Source organism: Streptomyces sp. AM25 (assembly GCF_058146165.1).
This window is the reverse complement of the sequence record NZ_JBKIWN010000026.1, coordinates 20,253-32,665: the sequence shown is the minus strand read 5'-3', so window position 1 is coordinate 32,665 and position 12,413 is coordinate 20,253. Positions and strand designations below refer to the sequence as shown.

Annotated in this window: 13 protein-coding genes and 1 pseudogene; 1 reads left to right on the top strand and 13 read right to left on the bottom strand. The window is 69.3% G+C overall.

Annotated elements, in window-relative coordinates:
• Positions 1–223 precede the first annotated feature (223 nt).
• Both ACLHRZ_RS29160 and ACLHRZ_RS29155 read right to left on the bottom strand, forming a co-directional pair.
• A pseudogene (locus ACLHRZ_RS29160) lies at positions 224–319 on the bottom strand (TraM recognition domain-containing protein); the annotation flags it as partial.
• Between the two features lie 255 nt (positions 320–574).
• Entirely contained in the window at positions 575–850 is a 276-nt protein-coding gene (locus ACLHRZ_RS29155) for a helix-turn-helix domain-containing protein (protein WP_078870876.1), read from the bottom strand.
• A 634-nt stretch (positions 851–1,484) separates the two neighbouring features.
• Here ACLHRZ_RS29155 and ACLHRZ_RS29150 point away from each other — a divergent pair.
• The gene (locus ACLHRZ_RS29150) at positions 1,485–2,372 is read left to right on the top strand and encodes an endonuclease NucS domain-containing protein (RefSeq protein ID WP_490421542.1); all 888 of its coding nucleotides are present in this window, start codon (positions 1,485–1,487) and stop codon (positions 2,370–2,372) included.
• Between the two features lie 156 nt (positions 2,373–2,528).
• On the opposite strand, the gene ACLHRZ_RS29145 is transcribed toward ACLHRZ_RS29150, so the two are convergent.
• The 11 genes from ACLHRZ_RS29145 to ACLHRZ_RS29095 form a co-directional block, all read right to left on the bottom strand.
• Positions 2,529–2,999 carry a hypothetical protein gene (locus ACLHRZ_RS29145; protein WP_490421541.1) on the bottom strand — a complete coding sequence of 157 codons (471 nt, stop codon included), beginning with the start codon at positions 2,997–2,999 and terminating at the stop codon, positions 2,529–2,531.
• 75 nt (positions 3,000–3,074) lie between these two features.
• Complete coding sequence (locus ACLHRZ_RS29140) at positions 3,075–4,256, bottom strand: DnaB-like helicase N-terminal domain-containing protein (protein ID WP_490421540.1); 1,182 nt, start codon at positions 4,254–4,256, stop codon at positions 3,075–3,077.
• Positions 4,256–5,464 carry a DNA cytosine methyltransferase gene (locus ACLHRZ_RS29135; RefSeq protein ID WP_490421539.1) on the bottom strand — a complete coding sequence of 403 codons (1,209 nt, stop codon included), beginning with the start codon at positions 5,462–5,464 and terminating at the stop codon, positions 4,256–4,258. The genes ACLHRZ_RS29140 and ACLHRZ_RS29135 overlap by 1 nt, the downstream gene beginning before the upstream one ends.
• Positions 5,461–7,269: a type IV secretory system conjugative DNA transfer family protein gene (locus tag ACLHRZ_RS29130; protein WP_490421538.1), complete on the bottom strand. Its 1,809-nt coding sequence runs from the start codon at positions 7,267–7,269 to the stop codon at positions 5,461–5,463. The genes ACLHRZ_RS29135 and ACLHRZ_RS29130 overlap by 4 nt, the downstream gene beginning before the upstream one ends.
• A 651-nt stretch (positions 7,270–7,920) precedes the next feature.
• Positions 7,921–8,337 carry a hypothetical protein gene (locus tag ACLHRZ_RS29125; RefSeq protein WP_358345598.1) on the bottom strand — a complete coding sequence of 139 codons (417 nt, stop codon included), beginning with the start codon at positions 8,335–8,337 and terminating at the stop codon, positions 7,921–7,923.
• A gap of 104 nt (positions 8,338–8,441) precedes the next feature.
• The gene (locus ACLHRZ_RS29120; RefSeq protein WP_049714160.1) at positions 8,442–8,939 is read right to left on the bottom strand and encodes a hypothetical protein; all 498 of its coding nucleotides are present in this window, start codon (positions 8,937–8,939) and stop codon (positions 8,442–8,444) included.
• A 37-nt stretch (positions 8,940–8,976) separates the two neighbouring features.
• Positions 8,977–9,354 carry a hypothetical protein gene (locus tag ACLHRZ_RS29115; protein WP_358345600.1) on the bottom strand — a complete coding sequence of 126 codons (378 nt, stop codon included), beginning with the start codon at positions 9,352–9,354 and terminating at the stop codon, positions 8,977–8,979.
• A 7-nt stretch (positions 9,355–9,361) separates the two neighbouring features.
• Positions 9,362–9,814, bottom strand: coding sequence for a hypothetical protein (locus ACLHRZ_RS29110; RefSeq protein ID WP_490421537.1), 453 nt, complete (start codon positions 9,812–9,814; stop codon positions 9,362–9,364).
• Positions 9,815–9,904: 90 nt separating this feature from the next.
• Complete coding sequence (locus tag ACLHRZ_RS29105; RefSeq protein WP_490421536.1) at positions 9,905–11,023, bottom strand: hypothetical protein; 1,119 nt, start codon at positions 11,021–11,023, stop codon at positions 9,905–9,907.
• A 40-nt stretch (positions 11,024–11,063) separates the two neighbouring features.
• Positions 11,064–11,630: a hypothetical protein gene (locus ACLHRZ_RS29100; RefSeq protein WP_490421535.1), complete on the bottom strand. Its 567-nt coding sequence runs from the start codon at positions 11,628–11,630 to the stop codon at positions 11,064–11,066.
• A 207-nt stretch (positions 11,631–11,837) separates the two neighbouring features.
• The gene (locus tag ACLHRZ_RS29095) at positions 11,838–12,401 is read right to left on the bottom strand and encodes a hypothetical protein (protein WP_490421534.1); all 564 of its coding nucleotides are present in this window, start codon (positions 12,399–12,401) and stop codon (positions 11,838–11,840) included.
• Between the last annotated feature and the right edge of the window lie 12 nt (positions 12,402–12,413).

Here is a 12,413-nt window from a genome sequence, read left to right as displayed (position 1 = left end):
CGTTGACCTGCGGTGATGTGGCTGCATCTGTGGCTGGCCTGGGCAGATGAGCCTTTCAGAGTCTTTCGCGGGCGTGCCCTCTTATGCGGCCGATCCTCCCCACGCGCTCCCCGGCGGCGCGGAAACTCTCCAGATTCTCCCCAGGAAGGACGGCGCACTGGCAGCGGCACGCCGCGAACCATCATCGCCGTAGACACGCTGTGTGACTGCCATGGAGGGGGTTGGAGCCGATGACCTTGATGGTGGAGGCGGACCACGTGGTGTCCATCCCGGCGTCGCCCCACACTTGCTGGCCCTGGCGGTAGGACTGCAGGTGAGATGTGGGAGCGCTGTGACGGGCCAGAAGACGCCCCGGTACTGGTCTCGGGACCTGCCCTCGGTACCACCTGGCACAGGTCGTATAGACCGTCCACGGGCGTCCAGCAGGTCCATGAGAGGTGCTTAAAGCCAAGTTAGGACCCTTTTGTCTCGGGAGCTCTGCGCAGTTGGTGACACGCCTGTGACTGCTGTGATTGCTGGTGATACGACGAACCCCCGCCGAGTGGCCTACGGCGGGGGTTCGTCGCACTGCGGACTACGACGGCGCGCAGTGTTCGGTGCGGGCGCCGCTGTACTCCGGCTCTCCGCTGTCGAGTACACGGAGCAGGGAGGCGGTGACGACGCGCGTCTTACGGCCGATGCGTATCACGCGGCAGGGGAACTCCCCGTGACGAACCAAGTCGTAGCCCTTCGCCCGCGAGAACCCGAGGGCCTTGGACGCGTCCTCCACGCTTCCCGTACCGCTCCAGGTGGCGCGGATGTGCGTAGGGCTGTACTGGGCACCGTGCAGCTCGTCTGCCTGCCTGTGCATTGTGGATTCTCCAGTCGCTTTCAAAGTGGCGCTGCCTATGCGGCGTCAGTAGGTTTCAAAACTGCGGGGCGAACGACCTGTGGCTGCTCAGTGGGCCACGGTGCCGGGCATCGTGGTGACTGACGTAGGCGAGGTCATGCCCGCGTTGCCCTGGGGGTGATGCGCGGACCGAGGCCCAATGCTCTCGACTGCGCATTGGGTTTCACCCAGGGCGTGAGGCGGTTCTCCGTAACAGCACTGATGCCCAGAACGTCATGCTCGCTCTGTGGGAATTGGAGCGTGGCTGCGGACCTGTTCCGCGTGAACTAGGTGGACGGCGTGAAGCGCTGACGGAGGGTGTCAGGTGGCTGTTTTGGCGATGCCTTCCGACGTGTGGGCAGATAGTGGCGGTGGACTATCAATGATGCGCGGGATCACCGGTTTGGCTAACCGGTGATCCCGCGCTATGTTCCACCACTTCGAGGTAGCCTGCACGGTTCAACCTGGTGGGGCCACTTGCGTGGCCTGCCCTGGCTGGCATCTCCCGAGGCGGGCTCGATGCCGTGCATCACGAGGTGACAGCATCCCGGTAGGTGGTTAGCGGAAATACATCTCCCTTTGCTGACGTTGCGCTTATGCAGTTGAGGAGGGGGAGGTGTCGGGACTGAAGCTGTTCCACACGAAAGGTGCCGTGGCGGAGGTGACGTCGCGTCTTGCCGAGGTTGAGGCGGAGGTGCAGGCCCTCGTCGAGGGCAATCTCGAGGCGATACTCGGCGTGCGGTTTCTGGCGAGCGAGTACAGCACGGGCCCTGTACACGGAGGCCGGATCGACACCCTGGGTATTGACGAAAACGGTGCTCCGGTAATTATTGAGTTCAAGCGTGCGACTGACGCAGGTGTGGTCAACCAGGGTCTCTTCTACCTGTCGTGGCTCGTGGACCACAGGGCGGAGTTCGGGCACCTGGTGCGCGGCCGGTTCGGGGCAGCGGTCGCGGACCAGGTGCTGTGGAGCGCGCCCAGGCTGATCTGCGTTGCTGGCAACTTCACCCGCTACGACGTGCACGCCATCCGCGAGCACCGGCGCAGTATCGACCTGGTCCGCTACCGCTTCTTCGGCGAGGACCACTTCGGCCTGGAGACGGTCGCCTCCGTCGCTGCCCAGACGGCGCCCCCGGGTGTCCGGCGGGCGAGCGAGGCCGGAGTACCCAGTGCTCGCGTGGACAAGGGGGCGATGCAGGAGCTGTTCGCGGAGGTCGACCAGGCCCTGCTGGGCCTCGGTGGCGACATCACCACGGTGCAGCGCAAGACCTACCGCGCGTACCAGCGGCTGCGGAACTTCGCCTGTGTCTGCCCGCCGCAGCGGGACAAACTGCTCGTCTACCTCAAGGTCAACCCCAAGGAGGTCGACCTCGTCCCGGGATTCACCCGGGACGTGACGGGACTCGGCCACCACGGGACCGGCGACCTGGAGGTTCAACTGCGCACGGACCGGGACCTGGAGCGAGCCCAGGACCTGTTCCGCCTCAGCTACACCGCGGTATAGCTGAGGCGCCTCGGCCCTTCGAGCTTGGGACAGCCGGCGTATACCCTGACGCCGTGAAGTCGGAGCTGACACGGATGCGTGCGATCGTGTGGGGGCTGGCGGTCGGCACTGCCATCGGCCTTGCCGCGTTCTTGCCCGCTGCCCTCCGCTGATCCCCTAGACGAACCCGTCGCCGCGGGCTGCTTCCTGGGCGGCCAGGGCCTGCACGTCGAGTGCGTCGGCCAGCTCTTCCAGGTCCTGTGTGACGCCCCTGTGCAGGGGCGCGCGGTAGGAGGCGCTCAGTGCGCGCAGCATGCGCGAGACCTCGCTGGAGTCGAGCAGAACGACTTGGCTGTTCGCGGCGTGGAAGGTGCGGAGCTGGACGCTCCTCGGCCGGAACACGAAGCCGTTCGGCTGGTCCGCCGTCAAGTGGAGCAGCAAGGTCGCCGTATCGTCGCTGAGCGGGATTACCCTCTGGGCTCGCCGTTGTGCTCGGCGTTCGGCTACGTACTTGGTCAACGACGACACGATGACATCAGTGATCGTCCGGTCCTCCTTCTTGGCCTCCTTCTTCGCGTCCTGCCAGAGCGACTCCTTGATGCGGACGTTCCGCTTGGGAGTTTCACCGTCGCCCTTCGGCCTGCCCATGGCTGCCTCCCCGTTTATGTAGGGACAGTGTAGGTACAGATTCGGAACCAATCCACGCAGCACGGGGGTGCTGGTCTACCGCCTGCGGGTCGGCTGGGCGTTGGCGGTGAGGGGCGGCAGCGGGCGGCTGGTTGTGGCCGACCGGGGGCTTCGGTACACGCTGACGGAGGCCGGTGGCCCGGCGCGGGCGGCTGCCGGTGGGCGTGGCGCGTGGCGGGGTGCCGGTGAGTGATGTGGTGGGGTGGTGCGTTGCCAGCGGGCGCGGATGGTGGTGAGGTCGGCGAGAGCGCGGCGGCTGCCGGTGACGAGCTGGTGAGGGGTGTTGGCCGGGTCGTCGGTGAATGCCTGGATCCGCAGGGCGATGGTGTGCGCCCGGGCGAGCAGGGAGCGCTGGAGGACGCGTTCGCCCCAGTGTTCCGGTGAGCCGACGGGCGTGGAGAGCAAGGCGATCAGGTCGGCTGGGGTGATGTCCGTGGTGAGCAGGCCGCGGTGCTGAGCTTCCCAGAGCACGGTGACGGCGTCGACGGGATCGTCCCGGCGGGCCAGGGCGGTCAGGCACTGGAAGAGGGCGCCGTGCAGGGGCAGGACGAAGTCGTCAGGCTGCAGCCATCGCATGGTCTTGAGGCCGGAGGGGTGGGCGGTGGCGGACGCCAGCAACAGCCGTTCTTCCTCCACCGCATCCTCGCCGGCATGGTAGGGCCGGGTCGTGGGGGTCGGCGTGCGGGGGAGCGAGCCGGGGTGCGGGGCGAACTGGTCGGCGAGTTCGTCCAGGAACCGGGCTAGGGCATCGGCCTGGTCCAGGACAGCGGCGGCCGGGTCGGGGCCCGTGGTGTCGGTGGCCGACTGGGCCAGGCGCTGGGCACGTATGTGCAGGCTCCGGCGGGCGTGGTCGGCTCGGACTAGCCGCGCGTACGCGGCCGCGTGCCCGGCCCAGGGGCATGCGTGGACCAGGCTGTGCAGGTAGGCGGCGGTCAGGCCAGGGGCTTCGGGCCGGGCGGCGTGCAGAACGGCGTTCAGCCAGACCGGTTCCCTGGCATGCGCCTCGGCGGCGGGCGGGGGGATGGTGCGCATGGCCGCGAAGAGGACGGCGTGGGAGTGGTTGCCGAAGTGGCTGGGCTCCAGGGCGCCAACGGTCTTCAGCTGTTGCGGGTCGAGAAGGAGAGCGCCAAGCAGTGCCTGCTCGGCGTAGTACACCGGCTGCGGCGGAACCGGCTCGTCCAGGCCGCGGTCCTGCTGAGGGAGGGTGGAGTTGGGCATCAGGCCGCCAGGGCGAAGTCGTCGGGGCCCAGGGTTCTACCGAGGTGCGGGGCCAGGAGATGGGCCGCGAGTCGCGGGGGAACCGCGTTGCCGATCTGGGAGAACCGCTGGCCTTTATTGCCCTGCCACGGGTAGTCGGCGGGGAACGTCTGCAGCAGGCCGGCCTCGGCCGCGGTGATCCGGATCGGGTCCGGCATCGGACCGTCCTTGTGGATCTGCCCGTCGACGGGGTCGGCGACCCAGAGGCACTCGTTGGCGCGGTGACCGAAGAACAACGTCCCGGCCGGCTCGTCCAGACCCCGGACAGTGGCGTTGGCCTGGTTGTTGCTGCGCAGCGACCAGGCCCAGCGCGCCCCGGAAGGGCTCGCGACCGGCGCACGGGCGGAGGGCTTCTGCCCGGTGCTGCACGGGTGGCGTTTCCAGGTGCCGCGGTCGCGGGCGTCGGCGAGGGCCTTGCGGGAGCCAGAAGGGAACGGCTCGGGCCCTCCGCCAGGACCGCCGCCGGCACACACAGTCGGCACGGGACGGTCGGTGGCACCCCAGCCGAGCGCCTGGGCCATCGACACCCACCGAGCACGCCCCGGACCGAACAGCGACTCCGGCTCGGCGACCTTCGCGTGCGTGGGAACCGGTGGTTCGGCGGTGCGCGTGCGGGAGGCGAGCAGGATCGCCCGCCGTCTCGTCTGTGGCACACCGTAGTCGGCCGCATTAAGGATCCCCGTCCACACCGAGAAGCCCCAGCTGCGCAGGATCGCGGCGTACTGCCTCCATAGCGGAAGGACGTCCGGGACCTCTTCCATGGCCACCCACTCCGGTTCGCCTGCCTGGTTGAGGGCGTACAGGTAGCGCATTGGTTCGGCGGCCATCAGGGACCGCTCGTCCCGGCACGCGCCCAGGAGTCGGGTCCGGGTGTCGCGGCCCTGCGCGAGGTCGGTGACGGCCTGGTGCACGAGGGGCTGGTCCATCAGACCGAGGCGCATTCCAGCCATCGACCACGCCTGACACGGCGGGCTCGCGATTAGCCCTGTGGTCTTCCCGGTGAACGGCCACGTCGGATACTGCGCCACATCGGTTCGGATGGTGGTGTGCCCGGCGGCTGCCCGGGTCTTGCACGCCCACTCGTCCCATTCCAGGCCGACGTCGTGGGCGCCGAGGACGGTCAGGGCGTGCGACCAGCCGCCGGGGCCGGCGAACAGGTCCAGGATCATGCGGCCTGCCCGAAGTTGTCCTGCTTCGGTGCAGCCTTCGCGACGGCACGGGCGGTGATGGCCTGCGAGGTGCGCTGGGAGGCTGCGGAGAGTTCGGTGGCGCCGGGCTCCTTGTACCAGGGGCGCAGGGTGAGCATGGCGGCGCGCATGCCGGTGGCCAGGCAGATGGCGGTGCCCTTGGCGAGGGCCCGGATGGCGTCGGCGGGCAGGATCCTCTCCTGCCGCATGGAGACCGACTTGGAAGTGCCGGAGTCCGAGGTGGAGGTGGAGACGGTCTCGACGTCGTGGTCGCCGATCATCCGGGAGAGCTTGTCGGCGAAGTCCGGATCGTCGATGCCGGAGCCGATGACCTTGATGGTGGCCGCGCTCCACATCGCGTCCATGCCCGAGTCGCCCCAGACCTTCTGGCCCTGGCGGTAGGACTGCAGGATGGTGATCGGGATGATGCCGCGCGATCCCAAGTGGCTGTACAGGTCGGGTAGATCGCTGATCTTGCAGACGTTGGCTGCCTCGTCGAGGACCGCGAGCATCGGCGGGTCCAGGCGGCCTCCGGAACGTTCGGCGTGCGCGGTCGCCGTGCGCATCACCGAGTCCGCGCACGCGGCGATCAGCGCGCTCGCTCCGCCACCGCCGTCCTTCGACAGCAGGTACAAGGTGTCGCGTCCCTGGACGAACTCGGCGGGCCGGAATTCCGCGACGTCGTCCTGCGGGGTGATCCAGGCGGCGATATCGGCCGAGAGCAGGCAGGCCGCGTACTGGCGGGCGGTCTCGTAGATGCCGTCGCGGGTCTCGGGCGGGCCCTCGACGGTGCCCTTGAGCTGAGCGGCGACAGCGTCGAAACCGTGGTCACGCAGCAGGTCCAGCGGGGTGCGGTCGGCAGGGAAGGCCAGCCACTGCATCACGTCGGTGATCGGGCGCCGGTCCAGAGCGGCGGCCAGGAAGAGCTGGGCGAGGATGTTCTGCGCGGCCTTGGACCAGAAGTCGCCGGCATTGCTGCTGTCGACGGAGGCGGCGACGAAGTGGCCGGCCAGACGGCCGGCGCCTTCGAGGCTGGTGGCGTCAGCGAGGGGGTTCCACCACATCTCCCGCGGGGCGTGCGCGATCTGCTGAGGATCCATCGACCATGTCCGGCCCACCTTCCCCCGGGCCTCCAGCGTGGCCGTATAGGCGTCGCCCGCTGCCTTGTTGGACGTCAGCAGGACAGCACCCGGGGCGCCGAGAATCGCGGGGATGGCCAGGCAGGTCGTCTTGCCGGAGCGGGGGGCCATGATGGCCACAGCCACGTCCTCGTAGCCCATGCGGACTTCGTGGCGGGTGCCGGCGAGATCCCCGAGCAGCACTCCGGTCTGCTGCGGATCGATCTTCTTTGTCTCGCTCTTGGCCAGACTCGGCCGCAGCTCCTTGGCCTTGGCGGTGATCTGTCGGGCGAGCAGCGGCTCGACGTCCCGCCGGGTGGCCATCCCCTTGACGGCCTTGCCGCCCTTCGTGCCGTTCTTGTGGCGCATGTAGAGCCGCGCGGCGACGGCGGCGATGGTCACGAGGACGACGCTGGGGAAGACGAGGGTGCCGAGGTTCAGGGCGGTGTCGCCGGTCTCGGGCCAGAGGTCATGAGGGTGGAGGAGCGCGTCGGCGGGGCGGAAGGGGGCACGGGAGTCGGTGTCGGTGGTGAGGAAGGCGACGGCGTTGCCGCCGATCCAGGAGGCGGTGGCGAAGGGGACGAAAACGGCGATGGCGCCGATCAGGATCCGGAAGAGGAGGTCCGTGGCCGGGGAGGAGGACGCGGACGGGGACGTGCGAGGAGGCAAAGCGGATGGTCCTGTGGTGGTGTGGAAGGGGAGGGGGAGCGCGAGAGACGCGGGGGAATGCGCTGGGTTCAGCGGCCTCGGCGGCTGGGCGTGGGAGATACGGCGGCCGAGGCCGGGGGCGGGAGCGCCGTGAGAAAGGGCGAGCGGCGGTGAGCCGCTCCAGCACGCCGGTTCTGAGATGGACGGGGGCCGCAGCCCGGGGCTCGTTCGTGATGCGCAGACGTTGGTCGAGCAGGTGGATCAGACCGGCGGCGAGCCGATCCACCTCCTCGATCGCTACCGGGACGGGACCGTCAACATCGGCTGCTCACAACCCGGTTCGGAGGCCAGGAGGAGGTGTCGTGCCGGACGTTCGACTGGTCTCGTCGAGCGTGCCGAAGCCGGTGGCCAGAGGGATGCCCGTATGTCGGCGGCGCGTCGTGCATGCGGAGGCACAGCGGCTGATGCAGCGCTGGAGCAGTCGGCGCAGGCGGTAGAAGAGGTGGCACGTTAGCCGAGCTGCAGGTCCGGCGATCGTGGCGGAGCTGGGGAACATGTGAGGCGGGGGGAATCTGTGCGGCAGGGACGAGCGGGTGGGGTGTCGGGCTCCGCGGTCTGCAAGACGTCCTGCACAACGGTGTCGGCATCACCATCGCGGCTCCAGAGGGGGGATCAGGCCGCTAGGCCGTAGTCATCGCGATGCACGAGCTGGTCGAGCGCGGTGAAGCGGTACCAATCCCCTTCCGTACACCCGCGCTTGGGCAGTTGCGGCAGCAGCTCGGCGGCCAGGGCACGGAAGAACGCGACACAGTCGGGGCAGTGCCGCTCGACGTGGACCAGATAGCGCGGGTGCGCGGTGGTGAAGGTGTGGGCGCCGCCATGGGGATTGCGGGTGCGCCAGCCGTCCTGGCCGGTGGGCGTGTGCCAGGACGGCGCGACGACGGTCAGGTCGTCGCCATGGAGATCGCCACCCAGGCTGCCCCGGATGACCACGACGCGATCGCCGGGGGCGAAGTGGTCGTGCCGGACTTGCCGGCGGGGAGTGACGGTGTCGGTGGCGTGGACGGGAAGGGGAGCGGAGTCGGGCATCGACGGGTCCTCAGCGGTGGAACGGTGAGAAGGGGAACGCACGTCGGGGGTCGTGCGGCGAAGCCGGTTTCTTGAACCGGCCATAAGGGGCTATGTCTGCTCTGCTACACGTAAGGGTTCTCGGTCGGGCGGTCGGCGTCGGTCGCCGCCTCGAGCAGCTCCGGCAGATCGGCGCCGTCGGCATCGCGCTGATCGATCCACCACCCGGCCCGCGTGACCGTACGAACCTTCTCCTCGATCTCCGACCAGTCCGCGTCGTCGAGTTCACCTTCGACGGCCAGAGCGGTGTACGCGGCGGTCACCAGCTGGTGCCGGCACCGCACCGCCCAGCCCACCGCCTTTTCCGGTCCCTCCAGCGGCGGCATTGCGTAGCGCTGCTCCCACTCGGCGGCTGCTTCCTGCTCTTCGGCGCGCCGGGCGGCAAGCCACTGCTGCTTCTCGTCCGGGCTGCTTGCGCGGGCGGCTTTCCAGCAGTCGGAGCAGTCGCGGACCTCAAGCCAGCGGGCGAAGCCGGCGCGGCGGTCGGCAGCCCGATCGGACAGGTCATGGTCGACCTGGTGGCCGCACGTGTGGTCGATGGTCCAGTGAGTACGGACAGCCATGAAGTTCTCCAACTCGGTCGCGGTTTGAAGGGGATGGTCAGCGGCGGGGACGGTGGCCGGGCGGTGTGGCAGCACGCGGTGGCAGGCTGGGGCCGGGCGGGCCGAAGGGGTGCACGGTGTGCGGCCGAGACCCCGTCCCGCGGGGTGTGGGCGCGGGGGAGTGGGTGAGATCTTCGGTGAGCCGGACGACGTCGTCCCCGATCGCGTCCAGTGCGGCAGCGGCGTCGCGCAGCCGCCGGACGGCATTGCCGGGGGTGGGGCCGGGGTGCTCGTCGAACCAGATACTGGCTCGCTCCAACAGGTCATGGAGGCTGGCCAGATGGCCGTGCGGATCTTCGAGCGCTTCCTGGAGTATGCGTGCCGCTTCTGCTGTGGAGCGTGCGCCGGCGACACGGTCGGCTGGTGTCAGGTCCATTGAGGCCTCAACGTCGTATCTGGCTGCGGGGAGCCCACAGCGGAGGGTTCTTCGGTTTGGGCGGAATGGGCTGGAGATCGGTACGGCTCTGCCAGGCAGCGGACTTCACGACCGCCGCCTGAGCAGTCGGCGTTGTCCGCTGCGCCCTGCCCTGCGTCGTGGTCTGCTGGTGCTCGTTGGCGAGGCGCGGGGTGGCGGCCTGCTGGGGTGGTGCGGGGTCGAGGCTGATGTCGGCGGCGACCTGGTAGCGGGCGGCGCGCAGGGAGGCGATGGCCTGCCGGGTGCGGCGTTCGCCGTCGTGCTCGGGGTTGGCCAGGGCGTAGAGCTTGCTGTCGGGGACGGGCTGAAAGCCCAGGAGCTTGAGCACGTGGTCGGCGACGAACAAGTCCTGGGTGTTCAGGGCGACGTAGCCGAATTCGGGGTGGCGGCCGACGACGACATGAGGGTCTGGGTTATCCACAGGGCTGTGCTCCGTGCTGGGGAAAAGTGTGAAGGGCTCACCGGTGGCGGCAACGAGGGCACGGCGGTGACCGGCGGCACGTGGCTACGCTCAACGCCCGCGCGGGACACCGATGGTGGCGGTGGTCCTGGCTGGCGTCGGGGATACGGCTGTCGCAGTGGGGGTGGCGCGTGTGGTGTGGCGCTGGTCGAGGAGATCGGACCAGATGTGCTCGCCGTGGGCGTGGGTGAGAGCAGCGATCTCTCCCACGCCGAGCCGAAGTTCGGCGAGATCGCGATGGAGCTGCTGGATGCGTGCGGCGATGGCGTCGAAGGAGGCGGTGAACTCACTGCGCAGCGGGGCCGGTCCGGTCTGGGCGGCGCGTACGGCGCTGTGACGGACCACTGCTTCCAGACCGGCAAGCGGGCCGGTCCTCGGGTCGAGTGCTTCGTCGAGGACCGCGGCTACATCGTGCAGGTCCTCGGCGGAGGCAGCGCGGTGGACCAGCTCCGTCAGGACCGCCGACCCCGGGGGCGCGGGTGCGGGCGGCGCGGGGGCACTGCGGAGGGAGACATGGGCCCCGAGAGCTCCGAGTTCAAGAACGACGGTGCGCAGCCTCTGGTCCCGTTCGGTTGGGCTGAGGGCGACGGGGAGGGCGAAGGTGTTGCCGTCGCGGGGGTCGGCATGGAATCCGGCGCGGTGTAGGTGATCGATGGTCGCTGGGTGGTCGGTGGTGGCGGTCAGGGAGCCGTCTGCCTGCCAGGCGAAATCCACCCGGGCCGTGCGCTTCACCGAAAGGTTCTGCTCCACGGCGGCTCTGCGGTGTACTTCGGCGAGTGCCTTGTTGTAGCGGGGCAGCAGGCGCCGGGCGACGGTGGCCGCGGCCCGGGCGGGATCAGCGCCCACCGTGATCCCGTTGGGCTCGGGTACGCCGCGGAAGAGGTGGTCGTCCAGTCCTGGCGGCGCGAGGGCGGCCACGATGAACTCGTTCTGGTTGAGGGGCCGGTCGATGACGTACAGGCGCTTGCCGTCGGGGCCGGTGAGTACGGCGTCGTGGTTCAGGACGAACTCGGAGACAGCCCAATGGGCATGGGCCATGTCCCATAGCTCTTCAGCGATGGGGAACTGGGCGGGGTAGTCGGGGTGCGGGTGGTACTGGCTGGTCCATGTGCCGGGCAGCCGCAGGGCGAGTGCGTCGGCGAACGCGGACAGATCAGCTCGGTGAGGCAAGAGGGAAGTTCTTTCCGGTGACGGGTGGTCGGTGGTGCGGTCAGGGGACCGGTCGGCGCAGAGGGGTGGTGGGAACAGACACCGGCGTGGGCGGCCGCTGGGCCTGCGCGATCGGGACGGTTCTGCGCGGGGTGGGCCGCCGTGGCGGCTGGGTGAGGTGACGGGTGTCGGATTCCAGCTGAGTGGCGGTGTCTTCCAGCGCTGTACGGGCTTCGTCCAGGCGGTCACCGATGACGTTCCATGCGGCCTGCTGGGCGTCGGCGAGGTCCGGCCCTGGCCGGCGCGTGGCGTGTTCCTGGAGGAAGGCGACCTGCTGGAGCGCTTCAGCCAGGTGACCCATGGCCTGTGACGTACCGGCTGCCGCGGTGGCGAGGGCGCCGGCACCGCGACGCTCGGCGCGGTCGGCGGAGGGCTCGCCGCTGAGGTTGTACAGCAGGGTGTTGGAGAGCATCTCCGTCATGCCGCCGAGGGCCTTCATCCGGGCACCGGCGGTGAAGGCCGCTGTCTCCGGCGTGTTGTGGGTGAACAGCGTGAGCCCGTTGGCCAGTTCGCGTATTTCCTGGGCGATAGTGTTGAGGTGGGCGGGGCTGCGAGGGTCAATGCGCAACAGGATCGCTCCGGATGTCTGTACTGCCGTGGGTTCGTTTGGGGCTCAGCTGGGCCGACGATCTGGGGATCCAGGCAGCCAGGGGCCCGCTCGAGGGTGCGGAGAAGTCGCCGTATCGTCGGGGATCTCGATGCTGCAGCGACATTTGTGGTGTACCGGGCCCCTGGCCCGACCGCACCATCGAGGGTGCGGGTCCGCGTTGCGATGTCAGCGGGACCGGTGGGACGCCTGCTCGGCAGACGGTGCCACGGCGGTGGGCACCACGTGTGACGGCGCGGTCAGGGCTCGGGCGGCAAGCGGGCGTGAGAGCTGGGTGGCGTTGCTGCGCAGCTGCCCGGCGGCCGTACGCAGGGTGCTGCCGGCTTGGTCGAGGTGGCTCTGGAGGGAAAGCTGCACGTCGTCTGGGGCGGGAGTGCGCGGGCCGGTGGCGGAGTGCCGAGTGTTCTCGTGGAGGAAGCCGAGATGGCCGATTACCTGGCTGAGGTGGGCGAGGGCGGTTCCGAGAGGTACTGCGCACTGGGTGAGTGCTGCTGTGCCGGAGCGCTCGGCGTGGCTGTACGCCGAGGGAGCCTCGGCCTCGTGGCGGCTACTGGTGGCCAGTTCTTCGCTGATCTCGGTCAGGACGTGGCCGGTGTTGGTGACCACTGTGTGGACGGCCGCGCTGATGTCGTCGCCTCGCCGCACACGCTCGGCCTGCGGAAGGTCGTCGAAGATCCTGTCGAGGCTCCGTGCGAGTCGCAGGAAGTAGCCGGGGCTGGTGATGTCAGGCATGGTGAACTTGCG

Excerpts from the sequence above, each read along its gene's own strand:
- ACLHRZ_RS29095 (WP_490421534.1), bottom strand. The coding sequence starts at position 12,401 with ATGCCTGACATCACCAGCCCCGGCTACTTCCTGCGACTCGCACGGAGC.
- ACLHRZ_RS29145 (WP_490421541.1), bottom strand. The coding sequence starts at position 2,999 with ATGGGCAGGCCGAAGGGCGACGGTGAAACTCCCAAGCGGAACGTCCGC.
- ACLHRZ_RS29155 (WP_078870876.1), bottom strand. The coding sequence starts at position 850 with ATGCACAGGCAGGCAGACGAGCTGCACGGTGCCCAGTACAGCCCTACG.
- ACLHRZ_RS29140 (WP_490421540.1), bottom strand. The coding sequence starts at position 4,256 with ATGCCCAACTCCACCCTCCCTCAGCAGGACCGCGGCCTGGACGAGCCG.
- ACLHRZ_RS29135 (WP_490421539.1), bottom strand. The coding sequence starts at position 5,464 with ATGATCCTGGACCTGTTCGCCGGCCCCGGCGGCTGGTCGCACGCCCTG.
- ACLHRZ_RS29120 (WP_049714160.1), bottom strand. The coding sequence starts at position 8,939 with ATGGCTGTCCGTACTCACTGGACCATCGACCACACGTGCGGCCACCAG.
- ACLHRZ_RS29125 (WP_358345598.1), bottom strand. The coding sequence starts at position 8,337 with ATGCCCGACTCCGCTCCCCTTCCCGTCCACGCCACCGACACCGTCACT.
- ACLHRZ_RS29115 (WP_358345600.1), bottom strand. The coding sequence starts at position 9,354 with ATGGACCTGACACCAGCCGACCGTGTCGCCGGCGCACGCTCCACAGCA.